Origin of the sequence: Bartonella sp. AP21QHHD (genome assembly GCF_042196205.1) — a bacterium.
Lineage (GTDB): Bacteria > Pseudomonadota > Alphaproteobacteria > Rhizobiales > Rhizobiaceae > Bartonella.
Genome location: NZ_JBHIPT010000011.1, coordinates 132,523 through 152,695, shown reverse-complemented (window position 1 = coordinate 152,695; position 20,173 = coordinate 132,523). Strand labels below are relative to the sequence as shown.

Sequence of the window (20,173 nt, the reverse complement as noted above, 5' to 3'; positions counted from 1 at the left end):
CGCTCAAACAAACACAACGCACAATCCCTGGTATAAAAAAGTCCTTTAATAATTTATCTTTGCAATAACTTGATATGAATTGTTATTATACCAATCTATAAAAGGTGAATATAAAGGATAAATCAATGACGTGTATAAAAGTTGATAAGGACAATTTCGAAAGTGAAGTTCTAACCTCTTCCACCCCTGTTGTGGTTGATTTTTGGGCAGAATGGTGTGGCCCTTGCAAAGTGATTGCTCCAATGTTGGATGAAATTTCAATAGAAATGCAAAATCAAGTTAAAATTGCTAAGGTAAATATTGATGAAAATCCGGAACTGGCTACCCAATACGGAGTACGTTCTATCCCTACATTATTAATGTTTAAAAATGGAAATATTTCATCGAATATGGTTGGCGCTACCTCTAAAGGACGTCTTTCTGAATGGATAAAAGATGGGCTTAGTTAATTCCACGTATAATTACTATAAAGGAGAGAAATTTTGTCTCTCCTTTTGACTTTTTTAAAATATTCTTTTTTGCATTATGTTATAATGAAAAGACAATAAAAATCAAAATTTTAAATGAATTTAAGAATTCGTGCTTTTATGCATGATTCAATTGGCCATTTTTTATAAAAAATTGCTTTGTATGAAGAATATATGCAATTCTTTCCTTATAGGCGCGTTAAAAATATTGGGTGAATGATAATTTCATTAAAGGTATTTCTTCTTAGATAAGACTATTGAGATAGATAGTGTTTTCAACACATAAAGGGAGATTTTAAGCAAAAACTTTGCAAATTACTTTTCTGAAGCTCACAATTTTTAGGCAGAAAGAAACAAGCAATTCACTACAGGTTATATAATGCTCTTCTAAAGGGTTATCACTTCAATTTAAAATTCTCTTATACTATTCTCTAAAATCAAAATTGTAGGTATCAGATTCTCTAAAATAAATTGATGAATTTCTATAAATTAACGGCTGTCCTTTGCAATTTATGTCATTGTTATATAAAAGAGTCAGCATTTCGTTTCATCTTCCATGGTTGGTGCCTCCATGAAGCCTTCTTTATGTTGTCTATCATCTCAGATTTCATAGGTAGTACTGAGATATTATCAAATTAAAAAATGATGATGTTCATGTTTTTTTAAAATGTACGAATTGTAAAAGACTGTTGCAAACATTCAATGGAATGTTGCGCTGATCTAACTGTTACATGACGCCCATGTTCTTTATAGTGTAAGGTGAGTGCAAAAGTGGCGAGTTCTAAAAGAGCTGTATTTCTTTCTGGCCATTCAACAAGTAAAATATTTTTCTCACGAGCTTCATGAAGCCCTAATTCATCAATTTCTTCTGCCATAGAAAGGCGATAAAGATCAGCATGAATAATTTCAAACTTTGGAAGTTGATAGCTTTGCACAAGAGTAAAAGTAGGGCTTGGAACATCCATAGTGTTATCGTTCGCAAGTGTTTGAATGATTGTACGTGCAATGGTTGATTTTCCAGTTCCAAGATCTCCTTGCAGCGTTACAAGATCTCCTGGCTTTAAAGAAAGAGCTAAATTTTGTGCAAAAAGCTTTGTTGCCTCTTCATTTTCAAGAAAAAAACTAAAATTCATTAAAAGTTCCATGAAATGGATGAAAAATTTTTGTTATCATAAAGGTTAAAATTAAAAAATCGTATCTCCTTTGGAGAGTGGGAAAAAACATTTAACTGTTGTTCCTTTTCCAGAACCGGTAAGAATTTCAACATGTCCACCGTGTAGTTCAACGAAACTTTTTACAAGGGAAAGGCCAAGACCCGCTCCCGCACGCCCACCATGGTGTGAATGGGAAGAAAAACGTTTAAAAATACGATCAAGAACGTCTTCTGGGATGTCAGAGCCCTGATTGTGAACGCTAAAGACAATGTTATCATCTTGTTCATCGACGCAAAATTCAATAGTACTCGCCTCCGTTGCAAAATTAATAGCATTACTCAGTACATTCACAAAAATTTGATGCAAGCGCTTTTCATCAGCAGAAATAGAATTTAAGGAAGGAGAAATTTGTTGTAAAAGCGTAATATGCCGTCCATTAAGGCGATCTTCTACACGTGCTACTGCTTGTATCATAGCATCTGCAATATTAACCGATTTTATGTCCAACTCCATAATGCCTGCATCAAGGGTAGCAAGATCAAGAATATCGTTAACAATATTTAAAAGAGTTCCTGATTCTGAATGAATATGCCCAAGATATTCTTGTTGACGTTTATTGATAGAGCCGAAAATTTGATCACGTAAAATATCCGAAAATCCAATAATATTGGTGAGAGGTGTACGCAATTCATAGGAAACATGTTGGACAAATTCATTACGCAAACGATCAGCACTTTCTAATGCTTCATTTCTTTCTTGAAGAGCACGTGCAACATGGACAGTATCTGTAACATTCACAAAAGTAAGCATTGTTTGTCCATCGGGAAGAGGAACCAGAGTATAGTCAATAATCATATCATTTTTAAGATCTATACGACCTGAATATGTTTCACGTTTTTCAGCAAAACCGGTAATGAATTTGGTAAATTGATCCCATTCTTGTCCTAAGGTTAAGGCTGAACAATGGCTTTGTAACTGTGTAATATGGGTCCCTTCTACCAGTAAATTATAAGGAAGAGACCACAATTTCGACAAGGCAGGATTCGATAAACGAAGGCGTCCATCAGTACCAAAAACAACCACGCCTTCGGAAAGTTTATCAAGTGTTTCACCTTGTATTTTAATAAGTGTATTATAACGGCGTTCAAGATCAATTTTTTCTGTAAGGTTTTCGTAAAGCCAAGTGACACCTCCTTGTGGATGAGGGTTCGAGATAACACGCACCGTACGCCCATCTGGAAGATTCCAAATTTGTTGGTTCGATTCTGTTTGTCGATAGGCTTTAAAAAGTTCTTCTTTCCATGCGCGCCAATCGGGGTGTTCAGCAATGAGCCCTTTTTCACGTAGACGTTCAAGAAATAATGTATGGCTTGGTTCACTTTCTAAAAAGGAAGTCTCCAACGGCCATAAAATTTTAAAAGCATGATTACAGAATTTTAATTTTTGGTTTGTATCAAAAATAGCTACAGCTGTTGAAATTTGGTCAAGTGTTTCACAATGGCTTTGAAGAACATAACTTAATTCATGAGCAAGATTTTCATATGCGCTGTCATCACGCGCAAAAGCTGCCATCCCTTCGGCTGTTGTAATACGTGTGAGATGAAAACGATGTCGTTCTCCATCAATAACTGTGTGAACATGTTCTTGAAAAATTGTTTCTATTTCATCTGTTTTGCGTTGTGTATTTTCATTGAAAAGATCCCCCACTTCATCACTGCCTTCACGAAAATCTGTCATTTCTCTAAAGGCGCGATTGATAAAACAAACTTTTCCTTCACAATCTTTTATCCATACGGGCTCTTGAATAAGATCAAGAAGATTACGCTGCATTCTCAGTTCAGTAAGAAGGCGGGCGATATCTTTCTGTAAACGAGCATTTTCACTCTGTTGTTTTGAGATATCTTGAAAACGAGCAATAGCGACTGTTCCTGCGATGACTCCTGTAACTTGCAGCAATACATTGTTTGTGGTGGTGATAGAAAGATCAAAAGGGTGACATTTACAACGTAGTTGAGTCAATGCATAATCAAGTTCTCGCAGAGAATTTTCTTCAACCCAGAGCTCAAAACGCTGAAAATCTTTCTGGTCGATTCCTATTTTTTGCAATGCAGAAAGGGCACCAACGACACGGGGTAAGGTTGTTGGATTTTCCCAAATAAGAAGGAATTGCTCGGTTTCTTCCAGAAGCCATTCATAATATTTAAGTTTTTCAGAAAAATTTGCCTGAATTATCTTCAAAGGCTTCTGTGCAGTTTTTTTTGCACGCATAATAACAGCTAGGCACGTGAGAAGTGAAGCACAAGAAATTCCTCCACACAGCGCTAAAAGCAGCCATGGACCATTCGGCAAAGTGAAGAAAAATGGTAAATAACCTTCCAATGACTGAGCAAAAGCGCATGTTGGAGAAAAAAAGAAAAAAAGGCAAAATATATACGTATAGATTCGGATCTCTTTTTGAGCTTTTTCTTTGGGGTTATAGTCACCAAAGCTGAGCACGGCATCTTTCCCTTTTTTAACCCAAGGAAACGTATTAGTAACGATAATGGTTTGGTTTATAAGGTCCTTGTGGTGAGACTCCAATATAAGCGGCTTGTTCTTCTGATAAAACACTTAATTTTATTCCTAACCGATCCAGATGTAGACGTGCAACCTTTTCATCAAGATGTTTAGGCAAAACAGTGACTTCATTTGTATAGTGTTCTGAACGGGTAAAAAGTTCAATTTGCGCTAAAACTTGATTAGTAAACGAGGCTGACATGACAAAAGAAGGATGCCCAGTCGCATTCCCGAGGTTTAACAAACGCCCTTCAGAGAGCAAAATGATGCGTTTTCCATCGGGAAAGGTGATCATATCAACTTGTGGTTTAATATTTGTCCATGGCAAATTTCTAAGGGCAGCGACTTGGATTTCGTTATCAAAATGACCAATATTTCCAAGAATACACATATCCTTTACTTGTCGCATATGATCTAAACGAACAACATCTTTATTGCCTGTTGTCGTGATGATAATATCAGCACTGGAAGCAGCATCATCCAAATTAACAACTTCATAGCCATCCATAGCGGCTTGAAGAGCGCAAATAGGATCAATTTCTGTTATTTTAACACGAGCCCCAGCACCAGAAAGAGATGCTGCTGAACCTTTTCCTACATCACCATAACCACAGACAATGGCAGTTTTACCAGCGATCATCACATCTGTTCCACGTCGAATACCATCGACCAATGATTCTTTACATCCATATTTATTATCAAACTTTGATTTAGTGACGCTATCATTAACATTAATAGCAGGAAAAGGTAGAAGTCCTTCTTTTTGTAACTGATAAAGACGGTTTACACCTGTTGTGGTTTCTTCGCTTACACCTTTAATTGCCGCGCGCTGTCGTGTAAAAAAAACTGGCGTTGCATCCATACGCTTTTGTATTTGTTTGAAAAAAATTTCTTCTTCTTCTGTTTTGGGATGCGATAAAATATCTTTATTTTGTTCTGCACGACTTCCCATTAAAATATAGTTTGTGGCGTCAGCTCCATCATCTAAAATAAGATTGGAAGGATTACCATCTGGCCATTGGAAGATTGCATCTATATAAGTCCAATATTCTTCCAATGTTTCACCTTTAATGGCAAATACAGGAATGCCTGTTGCGGCGATAGCTGCTGCTGCATGGTCTTGCGTAGAAAAAATATTGCTAGAGCTCCATCGTATATCGGCGCCAATCGCTTTTAATGTTTCAATTAAAACAGCTGTCTGAATTGTCATGTGCAATGAGCCAGAAATACGCGCTCCGCGCAAAGGTTGGCTGGAAGAAAACTCCTTACGACAAGCCATCAAACCAGGCATTTCAGTTTCAGCAATATCAAGTTCTTTACGACCATAAGCGGCAAGTGCAATATCTTTGACAACAAAATCTTGAGCTGCCATTCTTCATTCCTTTAAAATAAGTTTTTCCAAGACGGTAGGAGAAATTAAAAAAAAATGCAAGACAAGAAGAGGACTTCTTTATGTGAAAAAGCTCTTTTAAAATCTCCATAAATTTGTGCAAAAAATATGCATTTATGGATCTGAATAGTGATATTACTGACAGAATAAGAGATCTTCATGATAAGTCTTATTATATAAACAAAATTCTATCCTTTTCACGTAACTTTAAAGCTTTTAAAAGTCTCCAGAGGGAATACCTTTTAAATAATAAAAATGGTGCATTGCTTTACAGTTTTTATATTGATTTTTATGGGATAATATCGAAAGTAGTATACTCGTATTCTACTCACTTATGCGGTTGTTGAAAAAGGAAGAATTACTTTAATCTCATTATTAAGCTTTTTAGCAAAATAATATAAATGCAAAGCCATAGATTATCATGTTTATGGATAGGCAGTTCAGAATCGGTTCTTTAGGATTCCAATGTTGAACCTGCTCTTTGATAAAGACAGTTTATAAGAAGTGCTTTTCTCCTGTTTTCAACGATTTTTATCAAAAGACTATAGATATACGATTAAACATTTTTTGTGATACTAAATGGAGCATTAAAAATGCAAAAACATCACTCTATTGAACACTCTGATTCTAAAACCGCTAACAACGCGCTATGAATTATAAATCAAATAATTAACTCAGTTTTGGAAGAATTTATTCTAGACGAGTAGGTTTTGGGAAAATTGACCATGTGGACGAAATCGCCAGAGATAACTTGGCAAGAATGCTGCCATTGCTCTAGGAGTAACTCCTACTCCTTCTAGCGTATATCCATTCTCTATAGCTTCTTTAGAGACAATGTTATCCATTTGCAAAAAACGTATCTGATTGGCTGTTACGAGTGTTGGTACAAAAGGCAATTTACCGATTGTTCCCAAAATTCCTCCAATCAATAGACCGACAGAAAGAGGCATAGATAGGATTGTTTTTTTACGACGAATGATTTTAAGTATATTTTCAAGAGCATTTTGGAGGGTGATAATCTGGGGACCACCAAGATCATAATTTTTTCCCCAAGCAACCTGTCCATCTAAAGCGCGCACGATAAACTCAGCAACGTCACCAACATACACGGGTTGCAATTTGCTTTGTCCACCTCCAAAAAGAGGCATAATTGGTAAAAAACGTGACAAATCTGCTAAGGTGTTAAAGAAACAATCCTCTGGTCCAAAGATAACGGATGGACGGATAATAATTGCTTGAAGATGCTTGTTATGAATGATTTGTTCACCCATAAACTTAACACGTGCATAAAGACATGAAGCATTCTCGTTAGCCACAAGTGTTGACATATAGATGAGCGGAATACCAGTTTCTGCTGTTAATTCAGCAACATTGTAAACACCATCAATTTGTGTGTTTTTAAAATTCGATTGATTTGCTTGTTTTAAGCTACCGGGTAAAAACACTGCCGCATCAGCTCCAAGCAATGCGCGTGCAACAGAGGCACGATGCTTGATATCTGTTTTAAGCATTTGGGTTTGTCCTACTTCTCCTATTTGGAGCATATAATAAGCTTTTTGTGGACAACGAACAGCGATGCGAACGCGATATCCCCGCTTAGTCAAAGTTTCAACGACATGTCGTCCTACAAAACCGGATCCGCCAAAAACAGTAATGAGTTTAGGATGTTGATAAAGTGCACAATCAAGTTGCATGATTAAAAAGTCTATCTTTCAAAGCTTTAAAAATAGCTAATTATCTAGCACGGTGGTGTTTTATTGTCACGCAAAATATCACCCGCAAGATAAAGAGAACCACTAATAAGAACAATAGCCTCTTTATATTCCATTTTAATTTTATGCAAAGCATCTTGTAGGTGCGCTTTTGGGGCAGCAGGGATTCCTACTTTTTGGGCTGATTTAGCTAAGTCTGTTGGAGAGATACTGGCATTATTGTCAAGCAGCGGTATCGTATATACTTTATCGACAAGGTTAGCTAAAGGACGAAAATAACCGACAGCATCTTTGGTATTAAGCATGCCAGCAATCATAATAATGGGGCGATCTGTTTTTTTTCTCCATTGTGTAAGTTCTGCCGCAATAACTTTTCCTGCAGCAGGATTGTGACCACCATCTAACCATAAATCAATATCAGGAGATAGTTGATCAACCAAAAGTCCTTGGGTAAGATGCTGCATTCGTGCGGGCCAATAAATATTTTTCAAAGCGTCATTTATGGTTTGTTCTGAAAGTTGAAAACCCGCTTGATAAACTGCTTCAAGAGATGCACCAGCATTGGCAACTTGGTGGTCTCCAATAAGGTTAGGAAGGGGAAGATCCATGAGACCTTGATTGTTTTGAAAAACCATACGTCCATGTTCTTTATAACTTTGATAATCTTGATCAAAGAGAGCATAAAATGCTTTATTTTTATTAGCAAGGGGTATTAAAGTAGCAAGAGTTTCTTCATAATTTTGCTTCCCAATGACTACAGGAACGTTTGGTTTGATAATCCCTCCTTTTTGAAAAGCGATTTGAGCAATTGTATTTCCAAGAAAGCTCTCATGATCATAATCAATGGGCATAATAAGCGATACAGCTGGTTTGTTAACGACATTGGTAGCATCAAAACGTCCTCCCAATCCAACTTCTAAAATGACAACATCAGCTGGATGTATACTAAACAACATAAAGGCAGCGGCTGTAAAAATTTCAAAAATAGTAATCGGCTCTTGACGATTTACTTTTATAATTTCACGGATTGTCTCAGCCAATTGGTTTTCTGTAACAAGTTGACCACCTCCTTTTTGACCTAATCGGCAGCGTTCATTCCAGTTGACGAGATGAGGTGAGCTATAAACATGAACGCGGTATCCTGTACTTTCCAAAAGAGCACGGCAAATTGCTGAAGCAGATCCTTTGCCATTTGTTCCAGCGATATGAATAACAGGGGCAAGTTTTAAATGTGGGTTACCAAGACGCTCTAAAAGGTGAACAATACGCTCTAAAGAAAGATCAAATTTTTTCGGATAATTTTTTAGTAAATCATCCACCACCCTTTGTATTTGACTTTGTTGCATAAACTTAAGCTGCTTTTGTCCTAGAAAGCGATGTTTGAGAGTCTGTTGGGGATGGATCGGAAGGGTTAAAAACAGCAGGGCGTTTCATCATCAAGCGTAAAATACGCGCAATTGTTGTTTTCATTTCTAAACGCGATACAACCATATCAATCATACCATGTTCAAGCAGATATTCACTACTTTGAAAACCTTCTGGTAGGGTTTCGCGTATAGTTTGTTGAATCACACGTGGACCAGCAAAACCAATCATAGCGCCAGGCTCGGCAATGTGAATATCACCAAGCATGGCGTAAGAAGCAGTAACACCACCGGTGGTTGGATTAGTCAGCACAACAATATAGGGAAGCTTTGCTTCTTTCAACATTTCAATCGCTACTGTTGTACGGGGCATTTGCATCAACGAGAGTGTTCCTTCTTGCATGCGTGCACCACCAGAAGCAGCAAAAAGAACCAGCGGACGCCTTTCAGCAATGGCAGTATCAAAAGCTTTGATAATAGCTTCTCCTGAAGCCATACCAAGTGATCCACCCATAAAGGCGAAATCTTGAACAGTTGCAATAATTGGCAAACCCTCAATCGTACCACGTGCACTTAAAATATTGTCATCAACCCCAAGTTTAGAACGATAATCTTTTAACCGGTCAATATAGCGTTTTTCGTCACGAAATTTTAAAGGATCTGTTACAACTTTTGGATTTTCAAGAGCTGTATAAACACCATCATCAAAAAAATGCATGAGACGATTTTTAGCACTGATACGCATATGATGACCAGAATTGGGAGCTACAAATTGATTAGCTTCCAGATCTTTATGGAAGACCATTTCACCACTGGTAGGATCTTTAATCCATAGATTTTCTGGAATTTCACGGCGCCCCAATATAGAGTTAATTTTAGGACGAACATAATTTGTAATCCAGTTCATCTTTATAACCTTCCTTTAAATATTGTGCATCTTTTGCATGATTTGAAAGAATATAGAACTTAAGCAGTCACATTTGCTTTACCGGTTGAACAAAGGAGTCTATTTAATACTTTTATCAGTGTACGTATAGCTTGTTTTTTAATTTTTAATTTTTCCCATATTATAACAATCATATGCATCATGAAGAGTATTCCCTATAATAAATTTCTCATAAGTTTTAAGAACTTACATGTTTGTATTTTTTACTTTGGTGTTAAAATTTACTCCTTGCGATGGTTAACAAACGCCTTATTTTTTAATAAAAATGAATATCCAATTAATCATTCGTATCAACAGTTTTGAAGAAAAGAAACCTTATAGTATAAGGCGCTAACAAGGCTAAAATAATCCATTAAAGATAATGAATACAATAACGCTATATTAGCGAAACGCTAACATCAGAGCAAGATTTTTTTCAAAAGGTTTCTTTAAAGCGCACGCTTTTTACAATTAAAATAGAATACGCTCAAAATACCATTATATTACTCATTTACGTGCTTGTTTTACACAGATATCTTTCAATAATTTCCAAAACTCTCTTATGAAGAATATACACTCTCCATGAATGGTATAAAAGACATTATGCTATCCGTTTTTACTGAAATAGAAGGTACAAAGCGGCACCATCATACTCTTTTTCAGTTTTCAATGCGACGATAATGTTTGCATTAAGAGGATTCATATAAAGATATTTCACGCCTTTTTGAAAGTACTTTTATCCGCACACCACCTCCGTTTATGATATATTAACAAACGATTTCAATTGATCCAATATGAATAGGATTAAAATGAGAAATCCTCATAATATTTAGGTTTTTCACTCATGTTGTGAAACGATAAGTTATCATTATAAATCAATATATTGCTTTAATAAAAGATAAAGCATAAAATTTTATATTATGCTTTCTTTGGCTGGCAAGTTTTATTAACCTTAAAGTCAAGGAACACTATTTTTGTGTAATGCGTGCTATGGTCTTTTGGGAAAGCATTTTGTGTAAATGTGTCATAAAGGCGGCGGCAAAAAGCGGTGTTGCTAGATTAATAATAGGAATCGAAACAAAAATCGCTATCAATAATCCTGCGCCAAAAACTGTTGTGTAATGAGTATGTAAAAAAGCACGCGCATTTTGCTCTGTTCGAAAACGGTAAGCCGCAAACAAGAAATATTCATGACCGAGCAAATAACCATTAATAAGATAAAAAGCAATTAAATTAATACCTGGTATGAAGAATAAAATAAAAGCAATTCCATTACCAAGAAGGCTTAAAATAACAAATTTAAAGGAAATGATAAGAGAACGCTGAAACGGCAAGGCTTGTCCAATAGGCTCGTTTGGGTAATCCTCCTTTTCAATGATTTCAGCAGCAGAGTCAATGAAAAAACCACCAATCATAGCTGTGATGGGTGCAATCAAAAAAGCCAACAAAAGAGCCAACCCAAGATTAAAGATGATAAGCATGCTAAAACCAATCCATCCCGCCCAACTAGGGAGTCCAGGAAGAAATTGAGCAATCCAGGGCCAAAAGTAAGACACAAAAAGTTGGTGCACACATAACCATAAAATGGTGAGAATGAAAAAAGTAACCCCCAATGCTTTCAGTATCATAATACGATATTGCGAGGTCAGAAGACGTTGTAAAGCACGATAAGCAGCAGTAAAAATCATAGATTAATAAACTAAGGAAAGAAGCAAAAAAAACAAGAAATATATTTAAAGTATGTACAGTGTAATTTTTTCTTTCTTTGAATTACAAGATTTTTTTCAAGAACATTATAAAAAACGGTTAAGGTTTCTTTGTTAAAAATAAAGTTTGAATAAATAGAAATTTTGATTTTTAAAAACAAAGAAGAATTTAAAAAGTAGCTGTTGTAGAAGAAATTTTTAGTATTTTTGTACATAGTGTAGATTATTGCGTTTATATGATATATGTAAAAAATTAAGGAATAAGAACTATTTGGGAGAAAAGTTGTTTATTTCTATTTATTCAGTAGAGTTATCTAACTTCGTTTATCTAAATGTTTAATTGTTTTGCACAATTCCTAAAATTCTGTACTTTTCTACTATTTGGCGGCATGCTTTTGCCTCTCGCTTTCAAAAAAATATTGAGTTCAATGGAATAGGGGTAACGTAGTAGCTCCGTAGATATTCTAATTTTGGGCAACAGAATGATTAATATGATAGAAGTGGAAAAAATAAGCTTAGGCGATTGACTGTCAGATCCCATAGAAGAGCAGTTTTTTGAGAAGAAGCAAAGAAAGGGAGAAACCACGGATGCTTAAAAATGATGAGATTTTGAATTTTAAAAGCTATAAGTGCAATGAAGTAAGCATTCATTGAAGCACTTTTCATACAAGTGGTGCACTGTATCAAATAATTTTTAGATAATAAAACCACTAATTTATCGAAGAGAATTGATCATTTTCAACTTGAATAAGAATCCCAAATATAGAAATATTCTTTAATTTCAAAGACTCTATTCAACATCAAAAAATTATTTACGTACACATTATAGGCGAGACCAATGTATGGATACAAAGCTTTCGATAAAGGAATAAAAATGCTTCTCATGAAACATCACAATGTGAGGATATCATGGATAAAATTCTAGTTTTTGTGGTCTTGGTATTCTGAAGAGAGGACACACACATTTAATCTTAAAGACCGATCACTGAGGAAAATAATAAAGGCTTCAGTTTCATAAACTTATAGACAGTGGTGCAGTGAACTTTGTCTACACTCCTTATAAGCGTCAGTGTGAGATATGCTTCAAATTGCATTGAGATGTTATAATATCATTGATTTATACATTATTTTTCATAGCGAATAAGAGCTCAAAATAAAGTTGTCATATTTTCTCATTAGCTGCTCTCATCATGAAACAATCAAAATCATTTATTCGTATATCATAAATAGGACCAATATGGGGATAAAAACATTGAAGAGAGAAAATGCTTTTTATAAATTTTATCCAGTGCAAGAGCTTTCTCAAAATTAATGTTAGGCAAAGTGAATGATAGCTTGTTTTTTTATAAGCTGGGGAGACAGTGGTGCAATAGATCCTACTTTTATGAAGACTAGGGTGAGATAGGATTTTTTTAAAAAACATTCCCCAACGCTCATCATACCCACTTCGCAACAGCGTTTGTGAATGGTCTATGGGTAAAGCTCTCGTGAATAATATAAAACTTATAGGGCATCACTAACTTTACGCTTAATAAAAAGAGTACGCTGGCACCATCATCCTCAGTGTTGTCCGAGACAAGCCCTTGGTTCTTGAGACGGTCCATTATAAGCGCTTTTAGTTCTTTCTGAAACGTTTTGTATTCATACAGTTATCCTTGTTTACAACGTGCAAGAAAATGATTTTTATTGATTCAACATGAGAGAGATTAGGAATGAGAGAATCTTATGATATCTGGGATTCTAATTTAATATGAACAATGCGATATTATCATTATAAACCAGAAATATTATATACTAATTGAGATGGATAGACACATATTGTCAGTTCTATTTTATAAGGTGTTTTAATATCAACGCGTTTGAAGAGTTCTTATTTGCAAAGGGGTATATTTTCCTCATGAGGAGTAGGTGTTTTGGGGGCAAGAAATGATACAATCACGTTTGCTAATTTTTGCGCTACGTGTTGTTTACTCATATGGGGCCATTGTTCAACTTTTTTTCTACTTACGAGATAAACTTGATTTGTATCAGCACCCATGACACTTGTACCATCTAGTTGAAGAGAAATATCATTAGCAAGAATGAAATCAGCTCCTTTTTCAACACATTTTTTTTGCGCATTGGCAATGATATCACATGTTTCAGCAGCAAAACCAATGACCAATGAGGGGCGGTTTGGAGCGTGTCCAATCGTTGCTAAAATGTCAGGATTTTCAACCATATGAAGGGATGGTGGTATTTTATGAGCATTCTTTTTAATTTTGTGTAAAGACTGCGTTTGACTGCGCCAGTCACAAACAGCGGCAACAAAGATAGCACCATCAGCAGGCAATGCGGTTTGAACGGCTTGTAACATCTGTTGTGCTGTTTCAACATGAATGGTTTTTACTTCTTGTGGGTCTGCAAGATTAACAGGTCCACAAATAAGTGTTACTTTTGCACCCAAATGCGCAAGAGCGGTTGCGATGGCATGGCCTTGTTTACCTGAAGACCGATTAGCAATATAACGCACTGGATCAATTGGTTCATGGGTAGGGCCAGAGGTAACGATGAAATGGCGGTCAGAGAGAGGTTTTTCATGCACATTCAAAATAGTCTCTATGGTAGCGACAATAGTTAAAGGTTCGCTCATGCGTCCATATCCTATCTCGTCACGTTCAGCCATATTTCCGATTTCTGGTCCGATGATATGAACGCCATCTGCGCGCAGTTGTGCAACATTGCGAATAGTGGCAGGATGCGCCCACATGGACGGATTCATGGCGGGTGCAATTAAGAGTGGACAGCGTGCCGCTAAAAGAATGCAATCAGTCAGATCATCTCCTATGCCATTGGCTATTTTTGCAATGCGATTGGCTGTAGCAGGGGCTAAAATAATAAGGTCAGCATTACGTGCTAAACGGATATGTCCGATATCGTGTTCTTCTTCGCGTGAAAATAAATCAGTATATACAGTACCACCGCTTAAAGCTTCAGCGGCTAAAGGCGTAATAAACTTTTGCGCTGCTTTTGTCATTACAACTTTTAAATGTGCTCCACGTTCTTGTAAACGGCGAATCAAATCAAGTGCTTTATAGGATGCAATACTTCCACCAATAATAAGAAGGAGAGATTTTGATTTCAATGATTGCATTTCAACAGCGCTAGTATGAAGGGGTTGTGTGGTGAGAGGAGTGGGATTGCTTAAAAGGCGTCGGACTTCTTCTTCCATAGAAATACCATTTTGCGCGGCGCGTATGCGTAAAGCTTCTTTGGTTTCAGGAGACAGGTTACGAATGGTAATACTGGCCATAAAATACCTCCAAGAAATAAAATGATTGCAATGATTTCATTGTTGATATTTTTAGCATATTAAGGAGATTAGAAAAGATGAAAAAAGTAAAAAGTAAGACAAGCGCAACAAAGTGCAATGATAAAAAGACTATAACGACCATAACGGTTTCTATGACTTTGTTCCACAGCAAGTTGTTTGAGGGTAGCAGGAGAAAGATTAAAACCTGTTTTTCTCATTTGATTGAAATCTTCTTCTATCCGTTGGAAATTTTGAACCAATTGTGGTGTTTTGCGTGCCAGCGAAAGGAGAGCTTGTGCTCCTTCACTAAAGTCTTTTACAACGCCTACGGGTCCTAAATTTTTACTAATCCATTCTTTGACAATGGGTTCAGAAGCTTTCCACATATTAAAAGTGGGGTCTAATGTGCGGGCAACACCTTCCACGACAACCATCGTTTTTTGCAGCAATAAAAGTTCAGGTCGCGTTTGCATGTCAAATAATTCAGTGACTTCAAACAATAAAGTGAGCAATTTAGCCATGGAAATGCTTTGTGCTGATTGTCCGTGAATTGGTTCGCCAATAGCGCGGTTGGCTTGCGCAAAGCTTTCGATATTATGGTGTGAAGGAACATAGCCTGCCTCAAAATGGGCACGTGCAACTCGATGGTAATCGCGGGTAATAAAGCCGTAAAGAATTTCAGCAAGGAAATGCTTTTCTTTTTTGCCAAGCCTTCCTGTAATGCCTAGATCAACAGCAACAATACATCCTTTTTCATCTACAAATAAATTACCAGGATGCATATCGGCGTGAAAAAAACCATCACGCAGTGTATGACGAAGAAAAGATTGAATAAGCGTAATAGCAAGCGCCTTCAAATCAAATCCTGCTTCTTTGAGTTTGGAAGTTTCGGATATTCTTATACCATCAATCCATTCCATTGTAAGGACATTACGTCCTGTCCGTTCCCAGTCAATACGTGGAACCCGAAAGCCTGTATCATGTTGAATATTTTCAGCCATTTCAGATATAGCTGCTGCTTCTAGGCGTAAATCCATTTCAAGCCGTGTTGTTTGTGCTAAAGTATCCACCACACAAACAGGACGAAGCCTTCGAGAGGCAGGGATATAGCGCTCTTGTAAATGAGCAATGAGATAGAATCCTCTAAGATCTTTAGAAAAACGTGCTCTGATATTGGGACGAATAACTTTTACAGCACATTTTGTCGTATGGCCAGTTTCATCACTGTATTCAGCTGGATGAACTTGAGCAATAGAAGCGGCGGCAATGGGGGGATAAAAATTTACGAATAAATCATCAATAGAGCGACCAAGAGAACTTTCAATTTGAGCAATAGCGGCAGTGCAAGAAAATGTTTGGACACGATCTTGTAGCTGTGACAAATCTTCCGCAATATCACGCCCAACAATATCAGGTCTTGTGGCAAGAAATTGACCAAGTTTTATGTAAGAGGGTCCAAGCTTATTAATGGCATATGAAATATTTTCAGATCGCTGTTTCTTTTTTGTTTTGCGTCGTGCTAATGCACTCGCTATACGATGACATAGCGCTGGAAATCCTTGAAGATCATCATGAGGAAGAGCACTTAAAACACCTTCACGTGTTAAAACCCATCCTGCACGCATCAATTGAAAGTAAGGGGAAATTTGCACCATTTTTAAATTTTCCAACCTGAATGCAGCGCTGCAATCGCACCGGTGAGATTGCGGTACGATACCCGCGAAAACCCCGCATGCTTGATCATATGGGAAAAATCATCTTGCTTAGGAAATTTGCGGATAGATTCAACCAAATAACGATAAGCATCGCCATCATTTGCGATAAATTGACCCAGCTTAGGGATAGCATGGAAAGACCAAAGATCATAAATTTTATCGAGCCAAGGCATCTCGACATTTGAAAATTCTAAACATAAGAAACGTCCACCGAGCTTTAAAACACGAAAAGCTTCTCTAAGAGCTTGATCAATATGAGGAACATTGCGAATTCCAAAAGCAATCGTGTAAGCGTCAAAGCTTTGATCTTCAAAAGGTAGATTTTCTGCATTGGCTTCAACAAAATCAATCAGAGGGGCAAGACCATTTTTTTGTGCGCGTTTTTTGCCAACGCTGAGCATTGAGCCATTAATATCAAGCACTGTAGCATGGGCTTTTTGGCGTGAAGCATTAAGAATACGAAAAGCAATATCACCTGTACCGCCAGCGACATCAAGAACTTTCCAATGAGAAAGTGCTGGTGGGGAAAGCCAAGCAATCATGGAATTTTTCCACACACGGTGTAGCCCTAAGGATAAGATATCATTCATCTTGTCATAATTTTCAGCAACAGAATGAAACACACCATCCACCATGGATTGTTTTTGTGTTTCATCTACTATTGTAAAACCAAAAGAGTGCTCCATGCCACCCTTGGTTCCTACACGTTCTGTTTCAATTGCCATGTATATGATCTTCCTTATTTTTCTTTTATCGTAAATGAAATAGAGAGGGAATGTTCAACTACGAAAAAACAACGTATAAAACTACGACGTTTACACAGCCAAAAACAGAAGAGTACCTTTAGATATCAAGATTGGCAACGCTTAAGGCATTGTCTTGAATAAAAATACGTCTAGGTTCAACTTCATCACCCATGAGACGAGAAAAGAGTGAATCTGCATCGGTTGCATCATTAATTTTTACTTGTAAAAGAGAACGTGCATTGGGATCAAGCGTTGTTTCCCAAAGTTGTTCAGCATTCATTTCCCCAAGACCTTTATAACGTTGAAGAGTAACACCTTTTTTACCGTTTGTAAAAATGCTCTCTAAAAGGCTCATAGGACCAAAAATACGCTCTGTTTTATCTTTGCGACGTAAAAGAACAGGAGGATGATATATGTCGATAAAATTTTGAGAAATGCGATCAATTTGGCGTGCGTCAGTTGAATTTATAAGTCCCACATCAAGCGTAACAACATCTTTAACACCACGCAAAATACGCTCAAAACATAAACTTCCATCTTCTGTATATCGTCCACTCCAACCTTGTTCCATATCATCAGCAATCAGATTAAGGCGGTGTGCTGTAGTATCTGCTATTTTTTGCGCTTTTTCTTGTGTTGCAAAGACTTCAAGATTAAAAGCGCCAGCAATTGCTGCTTGTTCAACAATATTACGGTCATAACGGGTATGAAGACCATTTAAAAGTTGACGTAATATACGAGCATCTTTAGCGAGTTGATACAAATCAGCCCCTGCACGAACTTCTCCCGTTGAAAGCTCAAGCGTTGTTTCTTCTAATCCAGTATCGATCAAGAATTCTTCAAACGCTGCTTCATTTTTAATATATTGGGAAGATTTTCCACGCGATACTTTATAAAGAGGAGGCTGAGCAATATAAAGATGTCCACGTTCAATTAACTCGGGCATTTGTCTAAAAAAGAAAGTGAGCAGCAGAGTACGAATATGGGCTCCATCAACGTCCGCATCCGTCATGATAATAATCTTATGATAACGTAATTTATCTGGTGAAAATTCATCCTTACCGATAGACGTTCCAAGAGCTGTAATAAGTGTTCCAATCATATCAGATGAGAGCATGCGGTCGAAACGTGCTCGTTCAACATTGAGGATTTTACCACGAAGGGGTAAAATTGCTTGATTTTGACGTGAGCGCCCACTTTTTGCTGAACCGCCAGCCGAATCCCCCTCGACAATAAAGATTTCTGATTTTGCGGGATCTCGTTCTTGGCAATCGGCAAGCTTTCCTGGTAGAGAAGTGATATCAAGTGCCCCTTTTCGTCTTGTGAGTTCACGTGCTTTGCGTGCTGCTTCACGTGCTGTTGCAGCTTCTACCACTTTACTAATGAGAAGTTTTGCTTCATGAGGATGTTCTTCCAGCCATATTGAAAGACCTTCATTGACCAAACTTTCAACAATAGGGCGCACTTCAGAAGAGACTAACTTATCCTTTGTTTGTGAAGAAAATTTTGGATCAGGAACTTTGACAGAAAGAATAGCTGTTAATCCTTCACGGCAGTCATCACCGGTTAAGTTCACTTTTTCTTTTTTAGCAATACCTGAAGATTCAGCATAGCCATTAATTTGGCGTGTAAGGGCACTTCTGAAACCTATCAAATGCGTTCCACCGTCACGCTGAGGGATATTATTGGTAAAACACAAGACCTTCTCATGATAGGAATCATTCCACCACAGGGCAACATCAACGCTCATACCATCCTTTTCACTTGCAATATAAATAGGAGTATCAAGCAGAGCTTTTTTTGATTGATCAATATATTTCACAAACTCTATTAATCCACCTTCATAATGCAATTCAACGGATTTAATATCAGCATGACGCTCGTCAACAAGAAGAATATAAACCCCAGAATTTAGAAAAGCTAATTCCCGTAAACGACGCTCTAAAGTTTCAAAATCAAACTCAACCATAGTAAAGGTTTCAGAGCTTGGTAAAAATCTAATTTCTGTTCCACTTTCTTGATCGCAATCGCCAACAACTTTTAATGGAGCATCAGCTACCCCGTGGGTAAATGATATTTCATGAATTTTACCATTGCGTTTGATTTGCAATTTAAGCCAAACGGATAATGCATTCACAACAGAGACGCCAACACCGTGTAATCCGCCTGAAACTTTATAAGAGTTTTGATCAAACTTTCCACCGGCATGAAGCTGTGTCATAATAACTTCAGCGGCAGAAATACCTTCTGTTGGATGGATATCTGTCGGAATTCCACGTCCATTATCACGAACAGAACAAGAACCATCAGCATGGAGTGTGACGTTTACAAGAGTTGCATGACCGGCTAAAGCTTCATCGATAGCATTGTCTACAACTTCATAGACCATATGGTGTAACCCCGATCCATCATCAGTGTCACCGATATACATACCAGGACGTTTGCGTACAGCATCAAGACCTTTGAGAACTTTGATAGAAGCGGCATCATAGTTATTGCTTTGTGCTGGTGAGGTTATTTCATCACTCATAAGTTAGTCCATTCCTGTGTTCAATTTACAATATTTTATCCGCTTTTTTTAAAGCTCAATGTTCTGATCAGTTATTTATGGAATAACCACATTAAATATTTACCGTATATCAGATCTAGATTCAATATCTGTCGATATATAATGGAGAGAATGATAAAATGATAGTGTACTGCTATGCTGTAAAACACTAGGGCGGTGATATAAGGCGAATAAACACTTATGACTTATACAAAAAGCTGTTTCATAAACGATGCTATTTACTTTGTTTATTTTTGCATATGCGTAATGTTTCAGAATTAGTTATGCATTTTTGTGTTACACTAATAAAGGTCTCACTTGTTTTATCCATAAATCAATTTTTCAATCCTAATTCTACCATATATTTAAAACAAAGGTTGCGAGCTCTCTAAGCAGTTCAAACTTTTGTATGTTAGATTGAGGCGAAAATATTGTGTATATTGGTTTGTGTCATCTTTAAAATGTGAAAAAAGCTTCATTTGAGGAAAATATAAATGCGTAAATGTAAAAACACGTTTCCACGATCATCTTTTATATTCAACTTTACAATTTAAAAAAACGTCTACGGTGATGTTTTTGAATAATGAGGGTAATGACG

The 20,173-nt window shown here is 36.9% G+C and carries 12 protein-coding genes; 1 reads left to right on the top strand and 11 read right to left on the bottom strand.

Annotated features, from left to right (window positions below; translation table 11 throughout):
- The first annotated feature begins 125 nt into the window (after window positions 1-125).
- Window positions 126-449, top strand: a complete 324-nt coding sequence (trxA, locus tag ACFIMC_RS00955) for a thioredoxin (RefSeq protein ID WP_273790200.1) — start codon at window positions 126-128, stop codon at window positions 447-449.
- A 680-nt stretch (window positions 450-1,129) separates the two neighbouring features.
- Here trxA and tsaE read toward each other — a convergent pair.
- The 11 genes from tsaE to gyrB all read right to left on the bottom strand — a co-directional run bounded on the left by tsaE (window position 1,130) and on the right by gyrB (window position 19,557).
- A complete protein-coding gene (gene tsaE, locus ACFIMC_RS00950; protein ID WP_375612787.1) occupies window positions 1,130-1,600 on the bottom strand; it encodes a tRNA (adenosine(37)-N6)-threonylcarbamoyltransferase complex ATPase subunit type 1 TsaE in 471 nt (156 codons plus the stop codon).
- 51 nt (window positions 1,601-1,651) lie between these two features.
- Window positions 1,652-4,117: a PAS-domain containing protein gene (locus ACFIMC_RS00945; protein ID WP_375612788.1), complete on the bottom strand. Its 2,466-nt coding sequence runs from the start codon at window positions 4,115-4,117 to the stop codon at window positions 1,652-1,654.
- Window positions 4,118-4,151: 34 nt separating this feature from the next.
- Complete coding sequence (ahcY, locus tag ACFIMC_RS00940; RefSeq protein ID WP_375612789.1) at window positions 4,152-5,549, bottom strand: adenosylhomocysteinase; 1,398 nt, start codon at window positions 5,547-5,549, stop codon at window positions 4,152-4,154.
- Window positions 5,550-6,262: 713 nt separating this feature from the next.
- Window positions 6,263-7,261, bottom strand: a complete 999-nt coding sequence (locus tag ACFIMC_RS00935) for a complex I NDUFA9 subunit family protein (protein ID WP_375671718.1) — start codon at window positions 7,259-7,261, stop codon at window positions 6,263-6,265.
- 44 nt (window positions 7,262-7,305) lie between these two features.
- Window positions 7,306-8,625: a bifunctional folylpolyglutamate synthase/dihydrofolate synthase gene (locus ACFIMC_RS00930; RefSeq protein ID WP_375612791.1), complete on the bottom strand. Its 1,320-nt coding sequence runs from the start codon at window positions 8,623-8,625 to the stop codon at window positions 7,306-7,308.
- A gap of 4 nt (window positions 8,626-8,629) precedes the next feature.
- Entirely contained in the window at window positions 8,630-9,550 is a 921-nt protein-coding gene (accD, locus tag ACFIMC_RS00925; RefSeq protein ID WP_375611366.1) for an acetyl-CoA carboxylase, carboxyltransferase subunit beta, read from the bottom strand.
- A gap of 986 nt (window positions 9,551-10,536) precedes the next feature.
- Window positions 10,537-11,256 carry a sulfate transporter family protein gene (locus ACFIMC_RS00920; RefSeq protein WP_375612793.1) on the bottom strand — a complete coding sequence of 240 codons (720 nt, stop codon included), beginning with the start codon at window positions 11,254-11,256 and terminating at the stop codon, window positions 10,537-10,539.
- Window positions 11,257-13,144: 1,888 nt separating this feature from the next.
- Entirely contained in the window at window positions 13,145-14,566 is a 1,422-nt protein-coding gene (coaBC, locus tag ACFIMC_RS00915) for a bifunctional phosphopantothenoylcysteine decarboxylase/phosphopantothenate--cysteine ligase CoaBC (protein WP_375612794.1), read from the bottom strand.
- Between the two features lie 68 nt (window positions 14,567-14,634).
- Window positions 14,635-16,221, bottom strand: a complete 1,587-nt coding sequence (gene ubiB / locus ACFIMC_RS00910; RefSeq protein WP_375680935.1) for a 2-polyprenylphenol 6-hydroxylase — start codon at window positions 16,219-16,221, stop codon at window positions 14,635-14,637.
- 2 nt (window positions 16,222-16,223) lie between these two features.
- Window positions 16,224-17,006: a bifunctional demethylmenaquinone methyltransferase/2-methoxy-6-polyprenyl-1,4-benzoquinol methylase UbiE gene (gene ubiE / locus ACFIMC_RS00905; protein ID WP_375612796.1), complete on the bottom strand. Its 783-nt coding sequence runs from the start codon at window positions 17,004-17,006 to the stop codon at window positions 16,224-16,226.
- Between the two features lie 118 nt (window positions 17,007-17,124).
- Window positions 17,125-19,557 carry a DNA topoisomerase (ATP-hydrolyzing) subunit B gene (gyrB, locus tag ACFIMC_RS00900; protein WP_375652386.1) on the bottom strand — a complete coding sequence of 811 codons (2,433 nt, stop codon included), beginning with the start codon at window positions 19,555-19,557 and terminating at the stop codon, window positions 17,125-17,127.
- Window positions 19,558-20,173 lie beyond the last annotated feature (616 nt).

Bases quoted from the DNA above. Each gene is read 5' to 3' on its own strand.
- accD (WP_375611366.1), bottom strand. From the start codon at position 9,550: ATGAACTGGATTACAAATTATGTTCGTCCTAAAATTAACTCTATATTG.
- ACFIMC_RS00930 (WP_375612791.1), bottom strand. From the start codon at position 8,625: ATGCAACAAAGTCAAATACAAAGGGTGGTGGATGATTTACTAAAAAAT.
- gyrB (WP_375652386.1), bottom strand. From the start codon at position 19,557: ATGAGTGATGAAATAACCTCACCAGCACAAAGCAATAACTATGATGCC.
- ahcY (WP_375612789.1), bottom strand. From the start codon at position 5,549: ATGGCAGCTCAAGATTTTGTTGTCAAAGATATTGCACTTGCCGCTTAT.
- coaBC (WP_375612794.1), bottom strand. From the start codon at position 14,566: ATGGCCAGTATTACCATTCGTAACCTGTCTCCTGAAACCAAAGAAGCT.
- ubiE (WP_375612796.1), bottom strand. From the start codon at position 17,006: ATGGCAATTGAAACAGAACGTGTAGGAACCAAGGGTGGCATGGAGCAC.
- ubiB (WP_375680935.1), bottom strand. From the start codon at position 16,221: ATGGTGCAAATTTCCCCTTACTTTCAATTGATGCGTGCAGGATGGGTT.
- ACFIMC_RS00935 (WP_375671718.1), bottom strand. From the start codon at position 7,261: ATGCAACTTGATTGTGCACTTTATCAACATCCTAAACTCATTACTGTT.
- trxA (WP_273790200.1), top strand. From the start codon at position 126: ATGACGTGTATAAAAGTTGATAAGGACAATTTCGAAAGTGAAGTTCTA.
- ACFIMC_RS00920 (WP_375612793.1), bottom strand. From the start codon at position 11,256: ATGATTTTTACTGCTGCTTATCGTGCTTTACAACGTCTTCTGACCTCG.
- tsaE (WP_375612787.1), bottom strand. From the start codon at position 1,600: ATGAATTTTAGTTTTTTTCTTGAAAATGAAGAGGCAACAAAGCTTTTT.